The sequence below is a fragment of the Microaerobacter geothermalis genome (assembly GCF_021608135.1).
Taxonomy (GTDB): Bacteria; Bacillota; Bacilli; order DSM-22679; family DSM-22679; genus Microaerobacter; species Microaerobacter geothermalis.
In genome coordinates this window covers 1-25,972 of sequence record NZ_JAKIHL010000018.1, presented here as the reverse complement: position 1 = coordinate 25,972, position 25,972 = coordinate 1, and the positions used below count along the sequence as shown (strand labels likewise).

General features: G+C 42.0%; 27 protein-coding genes and 1 other RNA gene. 4 read left to right on the top strand and 24 right to left on the bottom strand.

Translation table 11 applies throughout. The features are described from left to right. Nucleotides 1-281 precede the first annotated feature (281 nt). A complete protein-coding gene (locus tag L1765_RS08495) occupies nt 282-2,318 on the bottom strand; it encodes a molybdopterin-containing oxidoreductase family protein (RefSeq protein ID WP_236406322.1) in 2,037 nt (678 codons plus the stop codon). Between the two features lie 185 nt (nt 2,319-2,503). On the opposite strand from L1765_RS08495, the gene L1765_RS08490 reads away from it, so the two are divergent. Then, nucleotides 2,504-2,935, top strand: coding sequence for a cell wall hydrolase (locus tag L1765_RS08490; RefSeq protein ID WP_236406321.1), 432 nt, complete (start codon nt 2,504-2,506; stop codon nt 2,933-2,935). Between the two features lie 40 nt (nt 2,936-2,975). Next, nucleotides 2,976-3,446: a spore coat protein GerQ gene (gene gerQ, locus L1765_RS08485; RefSeq protein WP_236406320.1), complete on the top strand. Its 471-nt coding sequence runs from the start codon at nt 2,976-2,978 to the stop codon at nt 3,444-3,446. A gap of 70 nt (nt 3,447-3,516) precedes the next feature. Here the strand turns inward: gerQ and L1765_RS08480 are convergent, their stop codons facing one another. The 19 genes from L1765_RS08480 to L1765_RS08395 all read right to left on the bottom strand — a co-directional run bounded on the left by L1765_RS08480 (nt 3,517) and on the right by L1765_RS08395 (nt 22,247). Beyond that, nucleotides 3,517-5,310 (bottom strand): peptidoglycan D,D-transpeptidase FtsI family protein, encoded by a 1,794-nt coding sequence (locus L1765_RS08480; RefSeq protein WP_236406319.1) that lies wholly within the window; start codon nt 5,308-5,310, stop codon nt 3,517-3,519. 66 nt (nt 5,311-5,376) lie between these two features. Beyond that, nucleotides 5,377-6,633: a peptidase U32 family protein gene (locus L1765_RS08475; RefSeq protein WP_236406318.1), complete on the bottom strand. Its 1,257-nt coding sequence runs from the start codon at nt 6,631-6,633 to the stop codon at nt 5,377-5,379. Between the two features lie 86 nt (nt 6,634-6,719). After that, the gene (locus tag L1765_RS08470; RefSeq protein ID WP_236406316.1) at nt 6,720-7,652 is read right to left on the bottom strand and encodes a peptidase U32 family protein; all 933 of its coding nucleotides are present in this window, start codon (nt 7,650-7,652) and stop codon (nt 6,720-6,722) included. Beyond that, on the bottom strand, nt 7,633-8,307 hold the full coding sequence (locus tag L1765_RS08465) for an O-methyltransferase (RefSeq protein ID WP_236406314.1): 675 nt from the start codon (nt 8,305-8,307) through the stop codon (nt 7,633-7,635). The genes L1765_RS08470 and L1765_RS08465 overlap by 20 nt, the downstream gene beginning before the upstream one ends. A gap of 372 nt (nt 8,308-8,679) precedes the next feature. Then, nucleotides 8,680-9,735 carry an endolytic transglycosylase MltG gene (gene mltG / locus L1765_RS08460; RefSeq protein ID WP_236406312.1) on the bottom strand — a complete coding sequence of 352 codons (1,056 nt, stop codon included), beginning with the start codon at nt 9,733-9,735 and terminating at the stop codon, nt 8,680-8,682. 298 nt (nt 9,736-10,033) lie between these two features. Further along, nucleotides 10,034-10,318: a DUF1292 domain-containing protein gene (locus L1765_RS08455; protein WP_236406310.1), complete on the bottom strand. Its 285-nt coding sequence runs from the start codon at nt 10,316-10,318 to the stop codon at nt 10,034-10,036. A gap of 2 nt (nt 10,319-10,320) precedes the next feature. After that, nucleotides 10,321-10,737, bottom strand: a complete 417-nt coding sequence (gene ruvX, locus L1765_RS08450; protein WP_236406308.1) for a Holliday junction resolvase RuvX — start codon at nt 10,735-10,737, stop codon at nt 10,321-10,323. A gap of 38 nt (nt 10,738-10,775) precedes the next feature. Continuing rightward, nucleotides 10,776-11,039, bottom strand: coding sequence for an IreB family regulatory phosphoprotein (locus tag L1765_RS08445; RefSeq protein ID WP_236406306.1), 264 nt, complete (start codon nt 11,037-11,039; stop codon nt 10,776-10,778). Nucleotides 11,040-11,091: 52 nt separating this feature from the next. After that, nucleotides 11,092-13,740, bottom strand: a complete 2,649-nt coding sequence (alaS, locus tag L1765_RS08440) for an alanine--tRNA ligase (protein ID WP_236406305.1) — start codon at nt 13,738-13,740, stop codon at nt 11,092-11,094. Between the two features lie 156 nt (nt 13,741-13,896). Next, nucleotides 13,897-14,076, bottom strand: a complete 180-nt coding sequence (locus tag L1765_RS16260; RefSeq protein ID WP_456238229.1) for a hypothetical protein — start codon at nt 14,074-14,076, stop codon at nt 13,897-13,899. Nucleotides 14,077-14,111: 35 nt separating this feature from the next. Continuing rightward, nucleotides 14,112-15,176, bottom strand: a complete 1,065-nt coding sequence (locus L1765_RS08435; RefSeq protein WP_236406303.1) for an AI-2E family transporter — start codon at nt 15,174-15,176, stop codon at nt 14,112-14,114. A gap of 89 nt (nt 15,177-15,265) precedes the next feature. Next, the gene (locus tag L1765_RS08430) at nt 15,266-15,454 is read right to left on the bottom strand and encodes a hypothetical protein (protein WP_236406301.1); all 189 of its coding nucleotides are present in this window, start codon (nt 15,452-15,454) and stop codon (nt 15,266-15,268) included. 13 nt (nt 15,455-15,467) lie between these two features. Then, nucleotides 15,468-15,671, bottom strand: a complete 204-nt coding sequence (locus L1765_RS08425; RefSeq protein ID WP_236406299.1) for a hypothetical protein — start codon at nt 15,669-15,671, stop codon at nt 15,468-15,470. A gap of 14 nt (nt 15,672-15,685) precedes the next feature. Next, entirely contained in the window at nt 15,686-16,174 is a 489-nt protein-coding gene (locus L1765_RS08420) for a PRC-barrel domain-containing protein (RefSeq protein WP_236406297.1), read from the bottom strand. A gap of 49 nt (nt 16,175-16,223) precedes the next feature. Then, the gene (gene recD2 / locus L1765_RS08415) at nt 16,224-18,470 is read right to left on the bottom strand and encodes an SF1B family DNA helicase RecD2 (RefSeq protein ID WP_236406296.1); all 2,247 of its coding nucleotides are present in this window, start codon (nt 18,468-18,470) and stop codon (nt 16,224-16,226) included. A gap of 64 nt (nt 18,471-18,534) precedes the next feature. Continuing rightward, nucleotides 18,535-19,695 (bottom strand): cysteine desulfurase family protein, encoded by a 1,161-nt coding sequence (locus L1765_RS08410; RefSeq protein ID WP_236406295.1) that lies wholly within the window; start codon nt 19,693-19,695, stop codon nt 18,535-18,537. A 31-nt stretch (nt 19,696-19,726) separates the two neighbouring features. Continuing rightward, on the bottom strand, nt 19,727-20,140 hold the full coding sequence (gene cymR, locus L1765_RS08405) for a cysteine metabolism transcriptional regulator CymR (RefSeq protein WP_236406293.1): 414 nt from the start codon (nt 20,138-20,140) through the stop codon (nt 19,727-19,729). 15 nt (nt 20,141-20,155) lie between these two features. Continuing rightward, nucleotides 20,156-21,493 carry an AAA family ATPase gene (locus L1765_RS08400; RefSeq protein WP_236406291.1) on the bottom strand — a complete coding sequence of 446 codons (1,338 nt, stop codon included), beginning with the start codon at nt 21,491-21,493 and terminating at the stop codon, nt 20,156-20,158. A gap of 190 nt (nt 21,494-21,683) precedes the next feature. Then, nucleotides 21,684-22,247 (bottom strand): 5' nucleotidase, NT5C type, encoded by a 564-nt coding sequence (locus tag L1765_RS08395; RefSeq protein WP_236406289.1) that lies wholly within the window; start codon nt 22,245-22,247, stop codon nt 21,684-21,686. Between the two features lie 162 nt (nt 22,248-22,409). Here L1765_RS08395 and L1765_RS08390 point away from each other — a divergent pair, with 162 nt between their 5' ends. Together L1765_RS08390 and L1765_RS08385 are read left to right on the top strand one after the other, a co-directional pair. After that, entirely contained in the window at nt 22,410-22,688 is a 279-nt protein-coding gene (locus tag L1765_RS08390; RefSeq protein ID WP_236406346.1) for an autorepressor SdpR family transcription factor, read from the top strand. Further along, entirely contained in the window at nt 22,685-23,341 is a 657-nt protein-coding gene (locus tag L1765_RS08385) for an SdpI family protein (protein WP_236406288.1), read from the top strand. The genes L1765_RS08390 and L1765_RS08385 overlap by 4 nt, the downstream gene beginning before the upstream one ends. A 65-nt stretch (nt 23,342-23,406) precedes the next feature. Here the strand turns inward: L1765_RS08385 and L1765_RS08380 are convergent, their stop codons facing one another. The 4 genes from L1765_RS08380 to ssrS form a co-directional block, all read right to left on the bottom strand. Beyond that, complete coding sequence (locus tag L1765_RS08380; RefSeq protein WP_236406287.1) at nt 23,407-23,631, bottom strand: hypothetical protein; 225 nt, start codon at nt 23,629-23,631, stop codon at nt 23,407-23,409. Nucleotides 23,632-23,775: 144 nt separating this feature from the next. Continuing rightward, the gene (locus L1765_RS08375) at nt 23,776-24,549 is read right to left on the bottom strand and encodes a tRNA threonylcarbamoyladenosine dehydratase (RefSeq protein WP_236406286.1); all 774 of its coding nucleotides are present in this window, start codon (nt 24,547-24,549) and stop codon (nt 23,776-23,778) included. Nucleotides 24,550-24,707: 158 nt separating this feature from the next. Further along, the gene (locus L1765_RS08370; protein WP_236406285.1) at nt 24,708-25,484 is read right to left on the bottom strand and encodes an alpha/beta hydrolase; all 777 of its coding nucleotides are present in this window, start codon (nt 25,482-25,484) and stop codon (nt 24,708-24,710) included. A 123-nt stretch (nt 25,485-25,607) separates the two neighbouring features. Beyond that, nucleotides 25,608-25,787: non-coding RNA, 6S RNA (gene ssrS, locus L1765_RS08365), on the bottom strand. Between the last annotated feature and the right edge of the window lie 185 nt (nt 25,788-25,972).

Sequence of the window (25,972 nt, the reverse complement as noted above, 5' to 3'; positions counted from 1 at the left end):
TCCTACCCTACGCATACTTTATTATGCCTACTGGACTTCGGCTTCGTACACGAATGATTTTACAGTACAGATGATTCCCTGTACTAACCCCATATCATTCAGTTGTCAAAGAACATACGTTCCCAATTACAGTATATCATGTTTTAGCATACAATTCCATAAGGGAATTTCGACAAAAGCGTCCATTCATTTCATGGTTGAAAACACGAGTGTTCTGGACACAAATCATAAACAATAAAAAAGCCCACCTACATGATATGTTTCACGTAGGTGAGCGTTCATTAATCTATTTTTTCTACCTGTACCAAATTGGTATGAAAAGTGGCTCCTCGCCCCATATCCGTTAATGCGTCAGAGGTTGTCTGGTTCACATTTTTCCCCCACCACAAACTTGGGCTGATGGCTACGCCGGGACGGGTTTTGTTTCCGACACGGGCGGTCAGGATACATTCTCCCCGGTCGTTATAGACTCTCACCTGATCTCCGTCTTCAATCCCTCTTGCGGATGCATCCAGGGGATGGAGAAATACCGTAGGTTCCTTTTCCCTTCTTTTTAATACGTCAATATTGCCGAAGGTAGAATTTAGAAAGTGTTTAGCAGCAGGCGTAATAAAGGCTAATGGATATTTCCTGTATAACTCAGGATTTCCTTCCCTGCTTTCTTTTAATGGATGGTAATTTGGAATATCCTCGAGACCCAATTCCTTCACTTTCTCTGATTTCACTTCAATCTTTCCGCTTGAAGTAGGGAATCCCTTCTTATAGGGTTGAAAATACTCATCCTCAACATTTAATTTGATATATTTCTTCTCCAGCAATGATTCCAAAGTGATTCCCCGATAGTGGGGATGGTCTGTCTCTAAAGCCTGCCGGATTAAATCAAGATCACTATCGTTAAAGCAAGGATCTGTATAGCCCATTCCTTTGGCCAATAAACGAAACACCTCGGTATTGGGTTTGGCTTCCCCTAAAGGCTGTATGGCCGGTTCATTTAACTGGATATATAAATGCCAATAAGAGGGATGGATATCCCAATGCTCCAGCTGTGTTGTTGCCGGCAGAAGAATGTCGGCATACTTAGCCGTATCTGTCATCAACTGTTCATGGACAACAAGGAACAGATCTTCCCTCATAAGACCCTTGATAACCTTATTTTGATTGGGTGCGACACATGCCGGATTGCTGTTGTACACGTACATGGATTTAATGGGCGGTTCCGCATTGAGTAAAGCCTCACCAATTTGATTCATATTGATCATCCGGGGGTTCCCCTGAAGCAGGTCAGGTCTCGTTAGACGGTCAGAATTGGTGGGATAGGCCTTGCTGTTGCTTAACAAAAATCCTCCGCCCCTTTCCTCCCAGGCACCGATCAAGGCAGGAAGAATAGACATGTTTCGAATAATTTCTCCGCCATTTGTATGACGCTGAATACCATAGCCGGCACGAATCACAGAAGGCCTAACGGTAGCATACAACTGGGCCAACTGAACAATCTCTTCCTCCCGAAGCCCCGTAATTTTCGCGGTTCTTTCCGGTGTATATTCTTCCACCCTTACTTTTAGCTCATCATAGCCTTGGACATATTTCTTGATGAATGAATGGTCCACATGATCTCCTTTGATCAGCAGATGCATGATGCCCAGGGCCAAGGCGCTATCTGTTCCCGGCAGAGGCTGAATATGGATATCTGCTTTTTCCGCCGTTTCATGTCTATAGGGATCAATCACAACAAACGTTGCTCCCCTTTTTCTTGCCTCTTCAATGATTGGGAACTGATGGACATTAGAGGTAAGAGGATTTACTCCCCAAACAATAATTAGCTTGGAATAAACCATATCTTCAGGGTCAATCCCCATTCTGGTTCCATATGTGACATCAAGGGCTACAGAACCTGCTGCAGAACAAATAGTCCTTTCCAGTTGGGAGGCTCCCATTTTGTTAAAAAAACGGCGATCCATACTGGCAAAATTAAGAAGCCCCAACGTTCCGGCATAGCTGTAAGGCAAAATCGCTTCCGGACCCTCTTCAGCAATGATTTGTTTGAATCGGTCGGTAACCACTTGTAGGGCCTCATTCCAGGTGATTCTTTCAAATATTCCTTCACCCTTCGCTCCTATTCGCTTCATCGGGTATAAAACCCTGTCTTTATGGTAGACCCGGTCTAAATAATGGTTGACTTTCACACAGAGAAACCCTTTGGTCACCGGATGTTCCGGATTTCCCCTTAACTTTACCGCTTTCCCATTTTCTACAGTCACCTGCATACTGCAAGTATCCCAGCAGTCGTGGGGACATACATTGATATGGGTCTGTCTCACTTTGTATCCCCCTTATTTCTATTCTTTTAATTTTACAATACGAAAATTCGTTAAAATTTAATACGATTATTCCATTATGGTTATCATACCAAAAATCCATGTGAAAGTTCGAAAAAAATGTCACCAAATTTCCTTTTACAAATATATTGTAACTGTGAAAATAGCCTAGGATGTGAGGTGAATCAATGGCTGTCGTAAAGGCAACTGCAAATGATGTGGAACTCCTTGCCCGTTTAATCAGGGCAGAAGCAGAAGGAGAAGGAAAGCTGGGAATGCTGATGGTTGGTAATGTCGGTGTCAATCGGGTACGGTCAAATTGTTTAGACTTTCGAGGAATACGAACGATTCGACAAATGGTTTTTCAATCCCCCGGTGGATTTGAAGCCACGCAGAAATCCTATTTTTATCAGCGGGCCCGTCAATCGGAAATCGAGTTAGCCCGTCAGGTGATTAATGGGAATCGATACCACCCGGCCAGCTATGCCTTATGGTTTTTTAAGCCATCAGGTGCTTGTCCAACCGCTTGGTATAACCAACCCAATACAGGACGTTACAAATCCCACTGTTTCTTTGCGCCTACTTCGGCCAATTGTCCCAATGTTTATGGTACCTTTTAGTCTTTGCTGCTGGAATATGAACTAAAGGAGGTCCGAAATTGTGAATCAAAGCCCTTTTTCAAAAGTAAATAGGCAATTCCCATATTATGGATATCCATACCCGTTTCCATATCCAGGTTATCCTTTTACTGGTCAAGTCCCTGTTCAAGTGCCCCCTCCAATACCGCCATCAGGTGCGGTCATACCCACTCCACCAGTTGCTCCAACAATCCCTGGACAGTTACCTATGGAAGAGTCCTATATTGAGAATATCCTGCGCTTAAATCTTGGGAAAATGGCCACCATTTATATGACCTTTGAAAACAATTCCCAATGGAATGCCAAAGTGTTCAAAGGAGTACTTGAAGCAGCAGGAAGGGACCACATCATTATTAGTGACCCAAAAACAGGAACCCGTTATCTGCTGTTGATGGTGAATCTAGATTACATTACCTTTGATGAAGAATTAAATTATTTTTATCCTCCTGCCGGAGCTCCCCAACCAAGGAGAAAATCAAAAAAAGAGTACTAAACACCTCTAGCAGCTATCAGAAAAGACCCACATTCCCCTTCATGACAGAAGTTGGATGTGGGTTTTAAATCTAACGGGCGATTTCATCCATGATCCGGTGGAATAGATGAACTGCGGCATTGGAACTTTGGGGATTTCTGTTTTTGGCGACCACAGCCATGACATATTTGGGTTTTTCAGTTGGACCGTATCCGACGAACCATTGGTTATTTCTTTCCCGATTACGAATAAACACCTGGGCAGTACCCGTTTTTCCAGCTACTGAAATCAGGCTGTTTTTTAATGAGGTAGCAGTTCCTTCTTCCACCACCAGCTGCATCATTTTTTGCAACTGATAAGCGGTGTAGGGAGTAATAGATTCGCCTTTTATTTTTTTCCCAGAAAAGGTGTAAAAAGAAACCCCATTTTGATAACGGATTTCTTTCACCACTCTCACTTCCTCTTTTCTTCCTCTGTCTAATATGGAAGCCACCATGTTGGCTGCCTGCAGGGGAGTTATCTGAACGTCCCGTTGACCAATGGCCGTTTGGATCAAAACCCCTTCATCATCCTTCGGGGTGGAATCCGCAAAAATTTGCCCGGCTTCTTCACCTGCCAATTGGGTAAATTCCCCCTTATGAAAGAAATCTGCATCCTCCCAACCGACAGGAGTGGTTACCCCAAGCTTCTCAGCGTACTCTTCAATGGTTTTTCCTCCAAGGCGGTAGGCCACCTGGGCAAAGGTAACGTTGCATGACTGGGCAAAGGCCTCTGCAAGTGTGAGCCATCCATGGCCCTCCTTCTTCCAGCAGGTGAAATTATATTTCCCGTAACTTCCGTTACAGAAAAACCGATCGTTTAATGAAAAGGTTCCCGTATCTAAGGCAGCGGCAGCAACCACAATTTTAAACACGGAACCTGGTGATGTTTGTTTTATCCCCTTATTCTGCCAAGTATCGCTTTTGGGATCCACTTGATTGGGGTTAAAATTGGGACGGCTGGCCATAGCTAATACTTCCCTTGTTGAAGCATCCAGAATGACAGCGGCTCCATCCGTGATTCCCAATCTATCCATTTCCTTTTCCACAACACGTTGAATGACAGAATCAATGGTTGTAACAACGGAAAGAGGATAAAATGGATTGGAGGATTTTTTGATTCCTCCATCCAAACCAAAAAGCGGCCTCCCTTGCCCATCGACAAAATAGGATAAGGAAGAGGAACCCATTCCCTTCAGGAAAGGTTGAAAGGAATATTCCAATCCGGCTACACCAACGGGAGTATCAGGGGTAATCCACCCTTGGATGATTTCTGCACCATATTTTCTTTTTACCAATTCCGGATTTTGTCCGATATATCCGATTAGGTGTCTGGCCATTCCGTTGAACTGATATCTGTCAATCACAGATATCGAAACAATTCCGGGGATATGCAGCTTGTTGATCTCACTCTTGACTTTGTCGTTTATCGTAAAAAGGGATCCATCCTCTTTGGTTAATGGAATTGGAGAGACAGCCTTATCAATCATTTTAGAAATCGAACCATAGGAAGTGCCCGTTAATTTCTCAAAGACTTTTATTCGAAGATTTAAGTCCCTATCCTGTTTATTCTCATCTTCTATTTTTGGAAACAGGTAAATCACATGTTTAATCTCTCCGGTCAGCGGAACTCCATTTCTGTCAGTAATGTCCCCCCGTCCAGAATCAAAGACTGCTCCAACCTTCCTTTGCTGAACGGCATGAAAGGTGAGATCCACATCGTGGGGACCAAAATGTTCTTCAGATGCGATCTGTATCCAGAATAGGCGTCCCCAAAGCAACAACCAAGAAAAGAATATACCCATTAAGAGCCGAAACGTTCTTTGTTTAAAGCGCAGATGAAACAAAAAATCATCCCCTGAAAGTCACTTTATTATCAGTGTTACCTTTCAAAGGGATGATGTATTCATTTATCAAGTATTCTCTTTCCTCATCATATCGTAAGATGCAACTGGTTGCTTTACTTTTACTTTCACCACCTGAAGTGGATGACGGGCCACTTCCAATTCGTTCCCTTCTTCATCCCACATGGAATCGATGGTTTGCTCAAAATGGGTATTCGGCCCAAAAAATTCAACTTCCTGGCCAATTTGAAAGTGATTTCGCTGTTGTATGGTAGCAATTCCCGTATCCGGATCATAACCCAACACCAAAGCGGCAAAATCATATTTTTTCATTCGGGGCCCCGTCCCGAAAATCTGATCCTCATGGGTGGGATTCCCATAATAAAACGCAGAAGTAAGAGGTCGATGGGCTGCTTTTAATATTTCATTCAGCCATTCCTGCTTCAACTGATATTTTTCAGGATCTTCGCAGTAGGCATCTATGGCGTGCCGATAGGCGTTAACCACCGTCGCTACATAGTGAACACTTTTCATCCGGCCTTCAATCTTTAAGCTGTCCACCCCAGCCTCGATCATGTCGGGAATATTCTCAATCATACACAGATCCTTTGAACTCATGGTATACTGTTCCTCCCCTTCAGTGAAAAGGGGAATCTCTTTAGTCGTATCCTGTGATGGGATCTCCTCTTCCGGCAACTCCTCGAACAGATCATACTTCCACCGACAAGACTGGGCACAGCCTCCACGATTGGCATCCCTTGCCGTCATATGATTGGATAATACGCAACGGCCGGAGTAGGAAATACACATGGCTCCATGAATAAAGGCTTCAATTTCCACATCGACATGTCTTTTAATCTCGCGAATTTCCTCCATGGATACTTCTCTAGCCAATACGACTCTTGCAACCCCTTCATCCTTCCAGAATTTCACCGCTTGCCAATTGGTGGTGGAAGCCTGAGTACTTAAATGAATCTCCATATCAGGCGTTACCCTTTTTGCTGTGGCAATAATGGCAGGATCTGCCACGATAATTGCGTCAATCCCGATATCTTCCAGGTTTTTTAAATATTCTTCCAACCCATTAAGATCCTCATTATGAGCAATAATATTTGCGGCTACAAAAACCTTAGCCCCCCGTTTATGGGCAAATTGAACCCCTTTTCTCATATCATCAAAGGTAAAATTACCTGCTTTTGCTCTTAATCCAAATTGTTGGCCCCCAATATATACAGCATCGGCACCATAGCGAATGGCAAACTCCAATTTTTCCAAATTACCAGCCGGTGCCAATAGTTCAGGTTTCTTTATTTTCGTTTTTAACATCACTTATCTCTCCATTCATTAATTTATACCATTTGACCGGAACTAAAGAATTTACTAAGGCCCGCCTTCGAGTTCGTCCATTTCTATCAATAAATTAAATCCTTGAAATAAAATCCAGTACTTAAAGGTCTGTTTTCTGGTTGAAGTTCCCGTATGACTTGCATCCAACGATCATCTATTTGATAACCTTCAGAGTCTTCCACATATCGATCGATGGCCTGCCTATAAATACCAACGATTTGAACATGATCATCCATTGGTTTTAAAATTCCCTCAATTTTTAAGGAATCAATTCCTCCATCTATAAAGGCAGGAAGATGCTCCAGCATGCAGATATCATCCATGCTCATAATATGAGTACCGCTGCTATCCTCAAAAACAGGATACCTTTCATCACTTCTTTTTGCTTCTTTCAGAAAAAGATTTCGTCCTTTTGAAGGGATATCACCCGCTTCCTTTCCTTGATATCTCATGTAATTGGATACCAATTCCCTTTTGGAATGGAAGATACATGTCATACCATGAATCTGGGCCTGGATTTCTATATTTACTCGCTTTTTAATCTCCAGCACCGCCTCAAGGGATAATTCTCTGGCCAGGATCGCCCTGCTGGCTCCCTTTTGTGCCCAATAGTTAACGGTTTCATAATTGGTGGAAGTGGTCTCCGTATTCCAGTGAAGGGAAAGATGGGGAGCAACTTCCGCTGCCGTTACTAAAACGGCAGGATCTCCAAACACAATAGCGTCAACCCCCACTTGATCAAGGGATGAAATGTATTGGGGAAGCTCTGCCAAAATTTCATGGTGCATCAGATTGTTTACTGAGACATACACCTTTGCTCCTTTATCATGAGCCAATGGTACAGCCTGTTCAATATCATTAAGGGAAAAATTCCCCGGTAACCTTAATCCATATCTTTCATGACCGATATTTACTGCATCGGCACCTGCCTCAATCACTTTTATCAATTCATCAATATTCCTTGCTGTTGTTAATAATTCAGGCTTTTTTAAAGCCATCTTCTCCACCTCGTTTCACACTTAACGCTAATCCATCACCCAAAGGGACAAAAGCAGTTGATAACTGGGGATGACGGGCCAACATATCATTATATCCTTTCATATTGGTGACCATGGTTCGAATTTTGTGCCTTACCCTTTCCTTGGCTACCAATCCTCGTAACAGGACGTTGTCACTAACAATAAGGCCTCCCTCTTCAACCCACGGAAAAAAATGATCAAAAAAACGTTGGTATTGCCCCTTAGCTGCATCAATAAACAAAAAATCTATGGGGGGCTTTCCCAACAATTCCTCAGGGTTAATTCCCTCTGTGGCATCTCCAATGATCAGATGGATACGGTCATCCAACTGAGCGGCTTTAAAATTGTCAATCGCTACCCTGGCCCGTTCTTCATTTAACTCTATGGTAGTAATCTGGGCAGCAGGGGCACTTCTGGCCATCCAAATGGTGGAGTAACCTTCAGCAGTTCCAACTTCCAAGATATGTTTGGGAGCTTTCCATTGAAGGAGAACCGAAATCAATTGAATACTGGGCAACTGGATAATCGGAATATTTTTTTTCTCTGATTCCTCTTCCATTTGGCTTAACAGAGCATCCCTTGTAGGAATCAATTGCTTTAGATAATGATAAATGATTTCATTTCCTGCTTCCATAGTAAAAACACACCTGTCTCAAAATTTTTAGCATCCGTAGAAATGGAACTAAAGAATTTGCTAAGGACAGCATTTGAGTTCGTGCTTAGCGGAGGGGCTGAAGAACGGAAGTTAGCCTGCAAACTGACTCCATCTTCGAAATGCCCAGATGTTTTTGAGGGCTCCGTTCTTTAGCTTCAAAGCGGACTTTAATAACTTCTTCGCCCTGTAGCTAACCGCCACTAAGGTTCCTTCTTCTTAAGGAGATAAGTGGCGGTAAGCCCCTGGACAAGTTCAACTAAACTTCAGATAGAGTATAAACTCCAACTGAAGTAAGTTTCCTATGCCGAACTCAACTTGCGGACGTGTAAATCTTTAGTTCCGTCCATATATTTATTGTTCCTCTTTACTCTTTGCAATATTTTTGCGATGCTCGGCAAAGGTTTTGGCAAAATAATGTTCACCGCTACCATCTTTTTTGGTGACAAAGTATAAGAAATCGTTTTTTTCGGGATAAACGACTGCCTTTAATGAATTCCTGCCGGGAGAGGAAATGGGGCCCGGGGGCAAACCAGGATACTTATACGTATTGTACAAACTATCAATTTCTAAATCCGCATAGGTTACAATTTCTTTTTGTTTTCCCAGTGCATATTGTACCGTTGCATCAGACTGAAGGGCCATGCCAATTTCTAAGCGGTTAAAAAATAGCCCAGCGACACGTTCCCTTTCTTTATCTACTTTCACTTCCCGTTCCACAATGGAAGACAAGGTAACAGCCTCGTCAAGGGTTATCTTCCGTTTTTTAAGTTCTTCTAGCCATTCAGGTTTAAATTCCTTTTCAAACTGGGCCAGCATCCGGTTGATGATGTCGTATTCCGTAGCTCCTTTTTCCAACTCATAGGTCTCAGGGAAAAGATATCCTTCCAAACGGTATTTTCTGTTTTTATTCTTTGGAATATTATTGATAAATTCATAATCAAAGGAACCCGTATTCACCAATTCCAAAAACTTCTCCCGGTTCACAAGTCCCTTGTTTGCCAATAAATCGGCAATCTCATCCACCTTTAATCCCTCAGGAATCGTAAAGGTGATGGTTTCCACATAGATGTCTCCATTCTTCAATTTTCTAATTAGATCATCCATCGACTCTCCAGGGGTAAATTGATATTGTCCAGCTTGTAGTTGATTATCCACGCCCTTCATTCTAATGTAATATTTAAAAACAAGAGCATTTCGAATCAATCCATGATTATATAGGATTTGTCCTATATCTGAAGAAGCAGCTCCTTTGGGAATCGTTACAAGAATAGGTTCCCCTCTGTCAACTGGCTGCAAATTGTTGTAAACATAGTAAGCTCCCCCGCCTAGTCCAATCACAATGATAACCACCAATACAAAGATAAAGGATAGACCCCTTTTTATAGGTGAGGATTTCTCTTCAGCCATACTCCTCCTCCTCTCATCCTGTCCATTATACACAATCTGCAGACAAGAAAAAAAGATGGAGATACGACCCCATCCTTATTACTATGACATCTGAAGTTTAGTTGAACTTATCCAAGGGCATAGCGCCACTACCTCTATATGAGAGGAACTAAAGATTTGCGTTCTTTAGCCTCGAAGCGGACTTTAAAAACTTCTTCGCCGAACTCGACTTGCGGACGTGTAAATTCTTTAGTTCCACTTCTCTAATCAAGAAGCGAGAGACTTAGTGGCGGTTAGCCATCGGGCGAACAATTGGCACTTAATACCCTTCCTGTACTTCTTCCATTAGAGTATTAAAAGTTTCGCTGACCATATTCCATTCCTCTTCGTCCTCGATGGCTTCCAGAACATCAGAACCATCATAACGGAAAATATGGACTTCATATTCTTCCTCGTTATTATCCACTTGATCTTGGGGAACAAGAACCAAATAGGATCTTCCCTCCATATCAAATTGATAATATACCTGAAAATCCCTTTCATCTCCTGACTGCTCATCCGTTAAAGTAATCACTTCACCCACATCAATGGGTTGTTCGGACATTTTCAATTCCCCCTTCTGGCATTCAGATAACTTTGTAAAATAAGTACCGCTGCCATTTTATCAATTACTTGTTTCCTTTTCTTTCGGCTGACATCTGCAGAAATAAGGGTTCGTTCCGCAGCCATCGTGGTTAATCTTTCATCCCAAAGATGAACGGGAAGCGACGTGGTTTCTTTTAGTTTGTCAGCAAACTGCATACATAATTCCCCGCGGGGCCCAATCGTTCCGTTCATATTTTTTGGTAGTCCCACCACAATTTGTGAAACATGGTAGGAGTCAATGATTTGTTGCAAATGAAGAAGATCCTCCTTTTCCGACTTCCTGCGGATCACTTCAATTCCCTGGGCCGTCCACCCCAATTCATCACTTACCGCTACTCCAATGGTTTTATCCCCAATATCCAATCCTAAAAGACGCACAGATTCACCTTCCTATATGCATTCAATCAATCAAGGATTCAGCTGCGGTGCTGGGCCAGATAGGACTTGACCAGTTCTTCGATGAGTTCATCCCTTTCCAATCTCCGAATCAAGGTACGAGCATTGTTATGTCTGGGAATATACGCAGGATCTCCAGATAATAAATACCCAACGATTTGATTAATCGGATTGTATCCTTTTTCCTCCAAAGCCTGATACACTTGAAACAAAACCTCTTTGGGAGAAGTATCCACCCATTCGCCCTTCACGTTAAATTTCACGGTTTTATCCATAGAACTCATCCTTTCACACCTCACTCCCCTTGATTCTTTCTTTCCTAACTTACTTCTCTTTTTAATTAGAAATTCCTCTTTTTTCCCTAATAAATTCCCTTACCATATCAAGAGCTTCATCCAATTTATTTGGATTTTTTCCTCCAGCCTGGGCCATATCCGGACGTCCACCTCCACCGCCTCCGCAGCAGGCAGCGACTTCCTTCACCAGTTTTCCAGCATGATATCCTTGTTTCACCAAGTCTGGCGAAACTCCGGTCACAATATTTACTCTATTCCCTTGAATGGATGAAAGGACAATAACCCCACTGGGAAGTTTCGATTTCAAATCATCCACCATGTTTCGCAGGTTATCCATGTCGGCGGCCGCCACCTTGGCGGCTATAAATTTAACCCCATTCTCCTCCTGGATTTGTTCAAGAAGGGAGGATGCTTCCATATGGCTTAACTTACCCTTTAGGGATTCGTTTTCCCTCTGGAGTTCTTTCATTTGCTCCAAAAGGCCGGAAACACGCTTGGATACATCAGGAAGATTCGCTTTAACTTTATCCGCAATTTCCTTTAAAGTTTCCACCTGTTGATTCAAGTAATGAAAGGCTTGTCTTCCTGTTACTGCTTCAATCCTTCTGATTCCTGCCCCAATTCCCGTTTCCGAGAGAATTTTAAACAAACCGATTTCCGCAGTGTTCCTCACATGACATCCACCACATAATTCCAAACTGTAATCCCCTACCTTAATGACACGAACAATTTCACCATACTTTTCGCCAAACAGTGCCATGGCTCCCATGGTCTTTGCTTCATCCAAGGTTTTGAACATCGCTTCTACATTTAAGTTTCTCCAAATCTGTTCATTGATGATGGACTCAATCTTTTGTATTTCATCTTCCGTCATTCCACCAAAATGGGTAAAGTCAAAGCGCAGACGGTCAGGGGCAACAAGAGATCCGGCCTGATTTACATGATCACCCAGAACGTCTTTAAGTGCCTGATGAAGTAAATGTGTGGCCGTATGGTTTTTAATGATATCGGTGCGTGAATCCCGTCTGACGACCGCCTCCACGGTATCCCCTTTTTTCAAGGTTCCTTCTTTGATCACCACTTGATGAATATGCTGTCCGTTTGGACCCTTTTGGACATCCTCAACCTGGACCTGGGTCCTGCCCGAAGTCAAATAACCTTTGTCTGCAACCTGTCCTCCGCTCTCGGCGTAGAAGGGCGTCCGATCTAATATTACCTGGCAGGCTTCTCCCTCGGAAATCATATCTACCAGTTGGTCTTGATGAACAATGGCAATCACTTTAGCCATAGTTACCAGTTCATCATAACCGACAAACTCACTTTTATCCTTGATTTCTCCAAGAACTCCTCCTTGAACCTGCATACTGTCCACTTCCTGTCTAGCCATTCTGGCTCTCATCCGCTGTTCTTCCATGGCAGCTTCAAATCCTTGGTGGTCAACGTCAAGGCCGTGTTCCATACAGTAATCTTCTGTTAAATCCAAAGGGAATCCGAAAGTATCATATAGTTTGAAAGCGTCCGGTCCTGACAGGGTTTTACGGCCTTCTTTTTTGGTATTTAAAATCATCTCTTCAAGAATTGCCATCCCCTCCGTTAAGGTTTCGTGGAATCTTTCTTCTTCATTTTTGATCACCCGTTGAATAAAATCCGCTTTCCCCAACACTTCGGGATAGTAATCCTTCATGATTTCACCAACAACGGGAGCCAATTGATAGAGAAAAGGTTTATCAATGCCAATCACTTTTCCGTAGCGGGATGCACGTCGAAGTAACCGGCGGATGACATAACCCCTTCCTTCATTGGAAGGAAGGGCACCGTCACCTACTGCAAAAGTAACCATTCGCGAATGGTCGGCAATCACCCTCAAAGCAACATCCCATTCTTTCTTTTGCCGATAATCAATACCAGCCAGTTCACATGTGGCTTTAATGATGGGAAGGAACAAATCGGTATCAAAGTTGGTTTCTCCATTCTGCAAAATGGATGCCATTCTCTCCAATCCCATTCCGGTATCAATATTTTTCTTTGGAAGTGGAGTATAAGTGCCATCCGGATTATGATTAAATTGAGAGAAAACCAGATTCCAAATTTCCAAATACCTTTCATTCTCTCCCCCTGGATATAATTCGGGATCATTGGGATCATTGCCAAAGCCAGGTCCCCTGTCGTAAAAAATCTCGGAATTGGGGCCGCTTGGTCCTTCCCCAATATCCCAGAAGTTTCCTTCCAAGCGATAAATCCGATCTTTCGAAAGCCCCACCCTTTCATGCCAAATGGTGAATGCTTCATCATCTTCCGGATGAATGGTTACGTATAACTTGTCCGGATCAAATCCAATCCATTTGGGGTCCGTTAAAAATTCCCATGCCCACAAAATTGCTTCTTCCTTAAAATAATCGCCTATGGAAAAATTGCCTAACATTTCGAAGAAGGTGTGGTGTCTGGCGGTTTTTCCCACATTTTCAATATCATTGGTGCGAATTGATTTTTGAGCATTACAAATTCTGGGATTATCAGGGATCAACCGACCGTCAAAATATTTTTTTAAAGTGGCCACCCCAGAATTAATCCACAATAGAGATGGATCATCCACTGGAATTAAGGAAGCACTGGGTTCAATGGAATGACCCTTTTCCACAAAAAAATCCAAAAATTTTTGTCTGATTTCTGCAGACGTTAAATGTTTCATTTCTCCTACCTCCATATCACCTATTTTTTCCAAATAAAAAAACTTCCATCCCCCTCAGGGACGAAAGTTTTACTTTCGCGGTACCACCCTGCTTACCAAGACAGAAGTAAGAGGTCAGACTGGTTCATATCGGCGAAAAAGTCGATTTTGATATTATTAGTCTGTTTTATCCTTCTTTCCTGGTCGCTTATCACGATAACGGGTTAATCCGGCAGGGTTTGCCTGCACTCGGGAGTAGCCTTCCATCATCATTCTACAGAAATCTTTCAGCCAAGGATTTCCTCTCTGGGTGAAAAATGTTGATGTACTCGTTCCCTCATCGATTTCAATCTTCATTATGTTCCATATTATATATACAGCCTTCGTTCCTGTCAACGTTTCACGACATGGATAAAAAGGTGTTGGACAATTACCTTTGATACCACAAATATGGGAACCGCTAATATTAATCCAATGACTCCCCCCATTTCACCGCCTACAAGAAGAGCTGCAATAATCGTTAATGGATGGATATGTAGCTGTTTACCCATCACCTGAGGAGATATGATATTCCCCTCAATCATTTGAATGATAAAATTGACGGCAAGAACCAAAAGCATCATTTTGACAGAAATGGTTAATCCGATAAAAATGGCAGGAGCTGCACCCAAAATGGGACCAAAAAAGGGAATAATGTTGGTTAATCCTACGATAAACGAAAGAAAAATAGGATATGGCAGTCCTATTAATTTATAGCCAATATAGGAGAGAATGCCAACGAAAAAACAAACAATCAACTGACCCCTTATGTACTGACCCAGGGCGTCATCTATATCCCGTAGCATCCTGGCCAATTTTTTTCGATGTCTTGATGGAAATAAGAAGTAAAAATTTTTCTGGATCTTTCCCATATCTTTCACAATATAAAAAACAAGAAACGGAAGAATGAGTATGGTAAAAAATTTCTCTAAAAAATTACCAGCGCCGTCCACAACATGAGTAACCATTTGCCCCAATTTTATCTCTAATTGGGAAAAAGCCTGAATTAAACCCATTTGGATTCCCTCAGGAAGAGCATAAATATTTCGACTCCAGGAATGAATAAAATTCTGATATTGAATAGCTAACTGTGGAAGGGTAGAAACCAGTTCTTTAAACTGTCCCCAAAAGGCTGGAATCGTATTCAATAAAACAACAATAAAAAGAAGAAGAAAAATGACATAGATGAGTAATACAGCTATTGCCCGGGGGACTCCCCTTCGATAGATCATTTCAACAATGGGATATAACAAATAAGAAATAATAAGAGCTGCAAAAAATGGAACCACCATCTTTTTAATAAATTCCCATACAAAAATCAATATATCTTGTACCTGCATCAGAAAATAGAGAATGATTAAGATGAGAATCGTATATATCAAAAAGAGGATCCATTTTTCCTTCAGAAATCTCTCCATCCTACTTATCCATCCTTTGTCCTCTTCATGCATTCAATGATCTGAAAAATAAGCCCTTTAAACCGTATCCGGTTCAAAGGGCAACAAGATTATGATCTACCGATTTTTGCCATTACTCTCCCCAGCCGTTGTCTTGTCATCATCAAAAACGGTAACATTTGTCCCAAATTACGGGTGAAGAAATTCGTCCTCATATTGCGGCGCTTTACGACTATTCCGGTAATAAGAGCCAGAACGCCACCTGTTAATATGGTTCCGAACCAACCACGATTTAACAAGGTAAGTCCCCCCTTACAGTTGATTGTAAGTGACCTTCCCATTGTCATCGGCAAAGAGATCATTTAGGGAACTAAGACTTCCATCTTCTTCCACCTGAAAAACATTGACCTCATCACCAACTAAGCTAAATTCAATAAAACAGGTCCAGCAATAATATTGGTGAGTTCCTATTTTGCCAATATCCTTTCCTTTACAATTGGGGCAATACAAAACCATGCCGCGAACCTCCATCAATAAGAATCCTTCTCTTGTTCCACCACGAGTGCATCGTCCCCAAACATCACATGCCGGGGACGTTTTATTACTCTCCGGCCTTCAGTCAAATCAGATATCAATCCATCTGACAATTCGTACCCTATAATTGTGCCCATTTCTTCCATAAAGTAAACATCTTCCACAAGTCCCAGTTCCATCCCGGTTCCTAAGATCGCAGGTATTCCTTTTAACTTCTTTTTCCCGGTAAAAATGGAGTGAAACCCGGTGGCATAATCCATGGGTTTTATCTGGTCTTCATTTTCCACAACCAGACAATCTTCCCCAATTGCCCCAATTTGTTCAGACGGGATAAAGCGATTCCTTCTAATGAAGGTTTTTGTTTCCATCGCTACTCCCCGGATCGTCCATTTTTCGTCAAAATAAATATCCCGAACAACACCAAGTTGCTGACCTGTCTCACGATTGATTACCGGAAGACCCACGATTTCTTCGGCTTTGCGCAAGGAAAAACCCTCCTTCCGCTATCCTTAGTATTCTAGGAAAGAGGGAGAATTAATCAGGCATTTGGTGTAAGCGTTGTATCAAAAAGGAGTATCTCAATTCTTCTCCAGATTCCTTCACTGCTTTTTCCAAGGCTTCCCTTTGTCCACACAGGATAAGATATGTTTTTCCACGGGTGACAGCTGTATAAATCAATTTTCTTCTCAACATCCGATAATAACTTAACAGAACGGGAATCACGACGATGGGGAATTCACTTCCCTGGGACTTATGTATCGAACAACAATAGGCTAACGTTAGTTGATGAAGCTGACTTCTGCCATAAATAACTTCCAATCCGTCAAAATGAACAACAAGCATCGGTTCCTTTTCATTGGATTCCTCAGGAGTAATAACGGCCATCACTTCTCCAATATCACCGTTAAACACATGCTGGTCGGGATTGTTGGATAATTGCAATACTTTGTCTCCCACCCGAAAAGTCGTCTCTCCATATGTGATTTCCCTCTTTTTCCCAGAATGGGGATTAAATAATTCCTGCAATTCTTTATTTAATTCATTAATACCGGCTTTTCCCTTGTACATAGGAGCTAAAACTTGAATATCTCGGACAGCATATCCCTTCTCAATGGCTCCCTGGCAAACCCGCTTAATTAACTCAACGGTCTCTGATGGAGTACATGAAAAAAAACGACGGTCTTTCTTTGGATATTCCAAATCAGGAGGAATTTCTCCTTTTCCAATGTAATGGGCAAGTTCAATGATGGATGAACCTTCAGCCTGACGATAAATATCCGTTAATTGGATGACGGGAACCTGTCCTGAACGAATCAAGTCGTGCAACACATTCCCCGGGCCTACGGAAGGAAGCTGGTCTGCATCCCCCACTAATATGACCCGCATCCCCTCCGGAATACTTCGAAATAATTGATTGGCCAACCACATATCCATCATGGAAGACTCGTCCACAATTAACAGTTTTCCATCAATGGGGTGATCCCCGTCCCGCTCAAAAAAATCCCCTTTCCACCCTAAAAGACGGTGGATGGTCATCGCAGGAAGTCCTGTTGCTTCAGACATCCGTTTTGCAGCTCTTCCCGTAGGTGCCACCAGCAAAATTGGGAAAGGATCTCCTTCAGGATCCCTGTAGTCCTCCGGGTTGATGGAAATTTGCTGTATAATGGAAAACAAATGACATATTCCTTTGATCACCGTTGTTTTTCCCGTACCGGGACCTCCGGTTAAGATCATAAACGGTGTGGTCATTGCCTTTTCAATGGCTTCCCTTTGAGTAGGAGCAAATTCGATTCCCAACTGTTCCTCCACTTCTCCTAAACCCTGGAAAAACTCAGCCATTGATAGGTTGCTCTCCAATTTCGTTTGTAACAAATCCAACACCTTTCTGGCAAAACCAACCTCGGCATAATAAAGGGAAGGTAGGTAACACCTCTCTTCATCCAAGACCACTTTACCCTCTTCAATTAATTGAAGCAGACCAGTTTCCACCTGTGATGTCTCAAAAAGATAGCTATTATTAATTTCATAAAGAAGCTGAATGGATTTTTCAATCAAAACATCTTGAGGAAGATAAACATGACCGCTACCATGGGCGGCTTCACTGAGCAAATGGTAAATAGCTGCCTTTAACCTTTGCGGAGAATCTGCTCCTATACCTACTCCCCGTCCAATTTCATCGGCCCTTTTAAAGCCAATCCCTTGAACGTCTTCAATCAGCTGATAGGGATTCTCCTGAAGAATCCTCAACGTATCCTGCAAATATACTTGATATATCCGGACTGCCAGATTGGGACCAATACCAAAGCGATAAAGAAAAACCATCGCCTGTTCCAGGGCCTTATGCTCAATAATCACCTGATATATCTCATTGGCACGGGAAGGATGCATGCCGGGAATCTCATGAAGTGAATCGGGATTTTCTGCGATGACGGTTAAAGCATTTTCCCCCAAGTGGTCAACGATTTTTTCCGCCGTCTTTTTCCCTACCCCATGAAATAAATCGCTGGATAAATACTTGATGATTCCTTCCCTGGTTTTTGGCCAATCCTTCTCATAGCTTTCCGCATGAAATTGCCGGCCAAACCTGGGATGATCCTTCCAATAACCGGTAAAGATAAAAACATCTTCGGGATAGACAGAAGGAAAAGTGCCAACAACAACAATTTCTTTATCCTCAATGGGAGTGGAGGTTTCTAGAACCTTAACTTTAGTAATGGTGTACCAATTCTCCTCATTGTGAAATATTTCATGGATTATTTGGCCCTTGACACTTTCATTCATTTCCTCCGTCCTCCGCTACCATTTATCCAAACTTATTATAACATATACGTGATAAACCATGGTATTATTTAGGAGTTTTTCCTTTTTTCATGATTAATCTCTTTACTATCTGGGCAGTTTTTTTAGCAGCAAGCTGTATATCTTCTTCTGTCAAGCCATATCCAAAGCTAAAACGGACGGCTGATTGGGTCAATTCTTCCTTTAAACACATGGAACGCAGTACATGGGAAACCTCCAAGGAACCGGATGAGCAGGCAGATCCGCTGGCGGCAGCAATTCCTTCCATATCCAGTGCCATCAACAAGGTTTCTGTTTTGGTTCCCGGAAAACTGACATTTAAAATATGAGGAAGATACTCTTCTGAATGTCCGTTTACATGATAAACGATTTCTTCTTTACTAAATGTATCTGTCATGATCTTGCGGAACCGGATATATTTCTCCCGTTTTTCTTCCATGGTTCCCATGGCAATTTCTACAGCCTTGGAAAACCCGATAATACCAGGAACATTTTCCGTTCCGGCCCTTCGTTTTTTCTCCTGGGAACCACCCAAGATATGGGGTAAGATAAGAACTTTTTTGGAAATATATAAAGCACCGATTCCTTTTGGGCCGTTCATTTTGTGGGCAGAGAAGGATAATAGATCAACCGGTAATGTGCTTACATCAATGGGAATCGTGCCGAAGGCTTGTACGGCATCACTATGAACATAAATCCCCTTTTCCCGAGCCAAATGACCAATCTCTGAAACGGGCTGTAGAGTCCCCACCTCATTGTTTCCATACATGATACTAATTAAGATCGTTTGATCTTTGATGGCCTTTGCCACATCTTTCAAGTTTACCTTTCCTGATAAGTCTACTGGAAGATAAGTTACTTCAAATCCCATTTTTTCTAAATATTCGCAGGCATGAAGAACGGCATGATGTTCAATCTGTGATGTAATAATATGATTGCCTTTTTGCCGGTTAGCCAAAGCTACACCAATAATGGCCATATTATCCGCTTCCGTTCCACCGCTGGTAAACACAATTTGTCCGGGTTCAGCGTGAATGGAACGGGCAATCTTTTCCCTGGCCTCATCGATATGGAGGCGAACTGTTCTTCCGAACCCATGAATGCTGGATGGATTTCCGTATATCTTCTTAAAAAAAGGCTCCATCGCTTCATATACCAATGGATGAACGGGCGTTGTTGCGGCATGGTCCAAGTATATCTGCTGCATATGTGTTCACCACTTTTCACTAGATCCTAGATTAAATGTAAAACATATAATTATCTCCCTTATCACCATGGGATGCCAAATCGGCCAGAGTAGTCGAATCCAATACTTCTGTAATGCTGTCGCGGATTCTGATCCACAGCTCCCTTTTGGCAGGTTCTTCTTCGTCAATAAATTCCACCGGAGAAATAGGGCCTTCCAGCACGCGAATCACATCTCCGGCAGTTATTTCTTCAGGTGGCCTTGATAAAATGTACCCGCCATATGCCCCCCTCATGCTCTTCACCAGCCCGGCATTTCTAAGTGGTGCGATCAGTTGTTCTAAATAATGCTCAGACAAATCATTCCGCTGGGCAATGCTTTTTAAAGAAATGGGTCCTTCTCCAAAATGGCTGGCCAAATCGATCATTAAGGTTAATCCATATCTTCCTTTCGTCGAAACTTTCATAAAAAGTTTCTCCCCCTATTCCAGTTTTTCCTTTTTCTTTTGCTCTTGAATCCAATTGAGATATAATCCTATTTGTTTCTCATAACCTCGGTTAACCGGGTGGTAAAATTGTTGATGCACACCATCCGGAAAGTAGGATTGATTGACATAACCGCCCGGATAATCATGGGGATACAAATATCCAACTCCATGCCCCAATTTCTTGGCACCCTTATAAGATGCATCCTTCAAATGGGATGGAACCTCGCCATGGCCTTTCTCGTTTATGTAGCGCAAGGCTTGATTGATTCCGTTATAGGCTGCATTGCTTTTCGGAGCACAGGCAAGATAGGTTACCGCCTGTGCCAATGGAATCCTTCCTTCCGGCATTCCAATGATATCTAGGGCCTGGAAGGCTGAAACTGCTACCTGCAATCCCCTCGGGTCCGCATTTCCAACATCCTCGGATGCTGCTATAATCATTCTCCTGGCGATAAATTTAGGGTCTTCCCCGGCATCAATCATTCTGGCTAACCAGTAAAGGGCCGCATCAGGATCAGACCCCCGAATCGATTTAATAAATGCAGAAATGGTATCATAATGGTTATCACCTGATTTATCATAGCGGACAGCCCGTCGCTGAATTGAATCCACTGCCACATCTAACGTGACATGAATGGTTCCTTCATAATCGGGAGGGGTTGTAACCACAGCCAATTCCAATGCATTTAACATTCTTCTTGCATCTCCCTCGGCATAACGAATGAGATGAAGAAGGGCATCTTCTTCCATATGTACCTGCCAGTTTCCCAATCCCTTTTCCCTATCATTTAATGCTCTTATTGCTACCTGTCGCAAATCCTCTTCTGAGAGCAGCGTAAGGGAAAAAATTTGTGATCTGGAAAGGAGGGCCGGATTCACTTCAAAAAAGGGATTCTCCGTCGTGGCACCAATTAGAATAACTACCCCGTCTTCCACAAAGGGAAGTAGGGCATCCTGTTGGGCTTTATTGAACCGGTGAATTTCATCTACAAACAATATCGTTTTTTGTTGGTACATACCCAATCGTTGCTTTGCCTCAGTTATAATCTGCCGGATATCACTGACCCCTGCCGTTACGGCATTTAATTGGGTAAAAGTGCTTTTCGTTGTGTTCGCGATCACCCTGGCCAATGTCGTTTTCCCTGTCCCGGGGGGCCCATAGAAAATAACAGATGATAGTTGGTCAGCTTCAATAGCCCTCCGAAGCAATTTCCCCGGACCTACAATATGTTGCTGTCCGACAAACTCATCCAAGCTGCTGGGTCTCATTCGGGCAGCCAAAGGTCCTTTTGCTTCTCGTTGCTGTTCCTCAGAATATGTGAATAAATCCATTTTCTTACCACCTTTTCCCGTTCATTATACGTTTTTAAATTCCTAGTGTAAAGGTGGGAAAACTGACTCCATAAACGAAATCCCCAGATGTTTTAGAGGGCTCCGTTTTTTAGCTATGAAGCGAACTTTAATCACTTCTTTGCTCGAACTCGACTAGCGGACGTATAAATCTTTAGTTCCACTTATCAAGCTAGTCCTGCAAATCAGAAATAATTCCATAGGCATCCTGCCAATGGGTTAAACGGGGTATATCGGTATATTCTCTGTTATACACGGCATCCACCACAACCGTTGGAATTTTAGCATGAATAAGTCGATCTAAATGATCAGGGGCATCCTCAAAAAAAAGATCAATTCCTAATTCCTGTGCAACCTTTGCCTTATCCTGGGAATTCATGTAAAGGTTATCACCGTTGTAGGGAAATCCGTGCTTTTTCAACCAGTTGACGGTTACCTCTCGAATATGCTTCATTCCTGGCCTTGCTGTAATAAAATAAACTTCATGACCATCCTTTACCAATTGGGATAACGTTTCAGCCGCCTGCTCGATGGGAACTCCAAGGGAATAGATTCGATGCTCCAATTTTCTCCAAAGCCTTTTTCCCTCTTTTTGGGTTAATCCATAAGGTTCGTCCAAGTAGAAACTGTCTATATCTTCCTCCGTCAAATTTTTTCCCAATTCTTCATTAAAAACCTGAATGGCCGCCTGTTGCGTTTTTTTGATTGTGCCATCAATATCCACTCCTAGTTTCAAGGGAACCCCTCCTTTTCTTTCTCATTACATATTTTACACCAAGAGAAATGGAATTAACGAGTAAAATTAAGCAAACGCCTTTATTGACTTTGAGCTTGCATCTGGCATATATTTTATTTAGAAGTTTATCTAAATCTCTAAATTATGAAGCGAGTGATGCAAATGAATGACACCTTCAAGGCCCTTTCAGATCCAACGCGGCGACAAATTATCCAGCTCTTGAAGGAAAGGAATATGACGGCAGGAGATATTGCGGAACATTTTGAAATGACAAAGCCAAGTATATCTCATCATCTTAATTTACTGAAACAGGCCAATATCGTAATTGATCAAAGAAAAGGGCAATTTATTTACTATTCATTAAATACCACCGTATTTCAGGAATTGGTTGCCTGGTTCCTTCAATTTAAAGATCCAAAAGAAAGGAAGAAAAAGTTATGAAGATTTTTAAGGGGAGTAATTTCGTCCTGTTTGTGTTGATTATAGTCAGTTTTCTTCCCGGTTTTCTCCTGTACAAACAATTGCCTGATCAAATTCCCTCCCATTGGAATTTAAGTGGAGAGGTTGATGATTATTTATCAAAAGACACTCTGTTGTTTTTGATTCCCGGAATTAATTTAGGGATGTTTTTTCTATTTCTGTTATTACCCAAGATTGATCCGAGCAAAAATAATTATTCTCTTTTCATCGGCAGCTATACCATTGTGAGATGGTCCATTCATGTCCTTTTAATTTTTCTTCAGCTTTTCACCGTCTTGAACGGAGTAAGGGTGGGGAGGGGAGAGGCTTCACTGGACGCCTCACTGTTCGTTCCTATTGCCGTATCCTTCTTATTTATCATTATAGGAAACTACATGGGAAGGTTTCGCCACAATTATTTTATTGGAATCCGTACTCCATGGACCCTGGCAAATGAATCCGTTTGGCAAAAAACCCATCGGCTGGGCGGAAAATTATTTGTTTTAACAGGGATTATCGGCCTGTCAGGCATATTCTTTGATCCGGCCGTAAAAGCAATTCTTCTATTTACTCCTCTCATGATCAGCGTAATCATGATAACTGTATATTCGTATCTTCTATATAAAAAGATTTAACCAGTTCCATTTTTGACAATGGGCTTTAATGGCGCTCTCCCCACCATAAAGAGGCCTGAATTTTTTTAGTAAATTTCATGTTGCCAATTTGACTGAATCATCCATCTTTCCCCTTTAGTTGGATTGAACTCACCTAGACAAACCATCCCCTTTCTAAGATGATCGGTATAAGGATTAGAAGGTAATGCAGATACTTTAGTGGTATTAAATTCCCCGATCCAAGGGTATAGGAGAAAGGTTAGAATGGATGCAGTCAGCCACTTAACAAATCCTCTACGTGTTAAAAACATCAACCAATCCCTCCTTAACCCCCTTATTTTCTCAAAATATTAACAATCTATTCTCCAAACACAATAAATTTGATATGAAAAAACATTTTCATATCAAATTGTGACCGATGATCATATAAATTTTCTTTAGATGATCCTTCCCTTTCAGTGGTTAACCCTTGGAATTTCTATCCCCGCCTTGACCAGCAAATCATTGATAATCACCGAGGCCATGATCAATCCTGCCACAGATGGAACAAATGCATTGCTGGAAGGGGGCATTTTTGCTTTGCGAATCGGTGAATCCGGATTGGTAACCACTTTTTGTAGCACATCTTCACGCTGCTTAACAGGTATTTCCTTGGAGTATACCACCTTAACCCCTTTTCGGATACCATAATCCTTTCTTAGCTTTTGTCTGATCACCTTTGCAATAGGATCATAAGATGTTTCCGATATATCCGCTACTTTAAATTTAGTAGGATCCGTCTTATTGGCTGCTCCCATACTGGAAATAATGGGGATCTTCCTTGAGTAGCATTCCTTTATCAGATGGATTTTTCCCGAAATGGTATCGGAGGCATCTGCCACATAATCAAGAAAATGGCCAAAAAGCTGATAAGCTGTCTCAGGGGTGTAAAACATATTCATCGTGATGACATCACACTCCGGGTTAATCGCTTTAACTCTTTCTTTCATTAGCTCGGCTTTAGACTGCCCAATAGTGTTTAAATTAGCATGGATTTGCCGATTAATATTGGTGATATCAACAACGTCTTTATCGATTAAAATAAGTTTTCCTACAGCAGTTCTTGCCAGGGCTTCTACAGTAAAAGAACCCACTCCCCCAATCCCCAGAACAGCAACCGTTGATTTTTTTAATGCTTCCAGACCTTCCGGTCCAATGGCTAACTCAGTGCGGGAAAATTGATGTAGCATATATTTCCTCCCTGTTGTTCAAGTGTTATCTAGCTTATTTCCATTCATAGGTCTTGGCTAAATACGAATCTAAAGCTACACTTAGCAAATTGATATGAAAATAATACATTTTCATATCAATTTGTGACCCGAAGAGTCACGAGCGTTTAGTTCTATCTCTAAATTTTGGCGGACAAGTATTCTCTTATGGCCTCCGTTAATTTCCCGTCTGTACCATTATCAAAGGAATGGGTTGCCCCGGCGATTTCAACCAATATTTTTTCCTTTGAACCCAAAGAATAAAATAATTTTTTTGACTGCCAAGGAGGTACAACCAGGTCGTCCGATGACAGTACAACAAAAGCCGGGCATTCCAGCTTCTGATAATAACTAGCAAGATCCATATCTTCCCATTGAGTTAAATCTTCATAAAAAGAATAGTTTAATGGGAAAGATTTCTGCAAGCTTTCCTTGTAAATCATTGTATAACCCTTTTCCTTCCATTTAGCCAAAGCTTCATCAAGATTTTCATTCTGAGCCATTGCTGCCCTTTGTATGGTTTCTTTCATTGAATAAGGAGGTGCAACGAGAATTAACCCATCTAGCGGACGCCCGATGGCAAAACGGGTAGTAACAAAACAACCCATGCTATGGCCAACTAAATATATTTTTTCGTAAAGGGCCTGATATTTGTCATAAACCGTTTGCAGATCTTCTATTTCCCCGGAAATGGTATGTAAGGAGAAGTCACCTCCCGAATCATTTATGTTATTGGTGAAATCAATAGAAACATTGTCTAGCTTTAACTCGGATAATAATTCCCGTATTTTCAAAATAACATGACTTTCAACGCTTCCAGTGAATCCATGACAGAGTATAAAAAGCTCCTTTGAACCGAAGATGTTTTCAATGAGATGTATCATTAAACCCTTTTTATTCTTGATATATTGCTTCATTTTTTCTAGCCCCCTTTCGTCCATTCTACAATACCGAAACTATTTACCGATTGTCAATTTTTTCCCGCTCTTTTACGAACAAAAAACCGACCCAAAAGGTCGGTAGTGCAAGCGTTATCATTTAAGAGCCCCAACATGTCGTGTTCCCTAAGTTATAAACCTGCCTCGTAGCAGGTGGGTGTTCTGCTCGCCAGTTCATAGTTCCGCTCCTGCACGGCATCTAATCCCTGTCAAGACTCCGAACTCCCTATGTGATGGTGTTGGTTATAAACTCTCGGTCCATCACGTGCATCCCAGGGCTCTTAATCTTTCTGACTCTATGTTAGCACACTGATAAAAAGATATCAAGATTTACTCTACAAGAGCTTTTTGCGATGTGCTTTTTTCCGTGGGCTGCCGCCACAATATCTCCTCAATGTCTAAGGGAAAAACTGCATCATTTTCAGATTTTTAAGCCGGTATTTTCCCACTGAACGCGATCTCCCCAA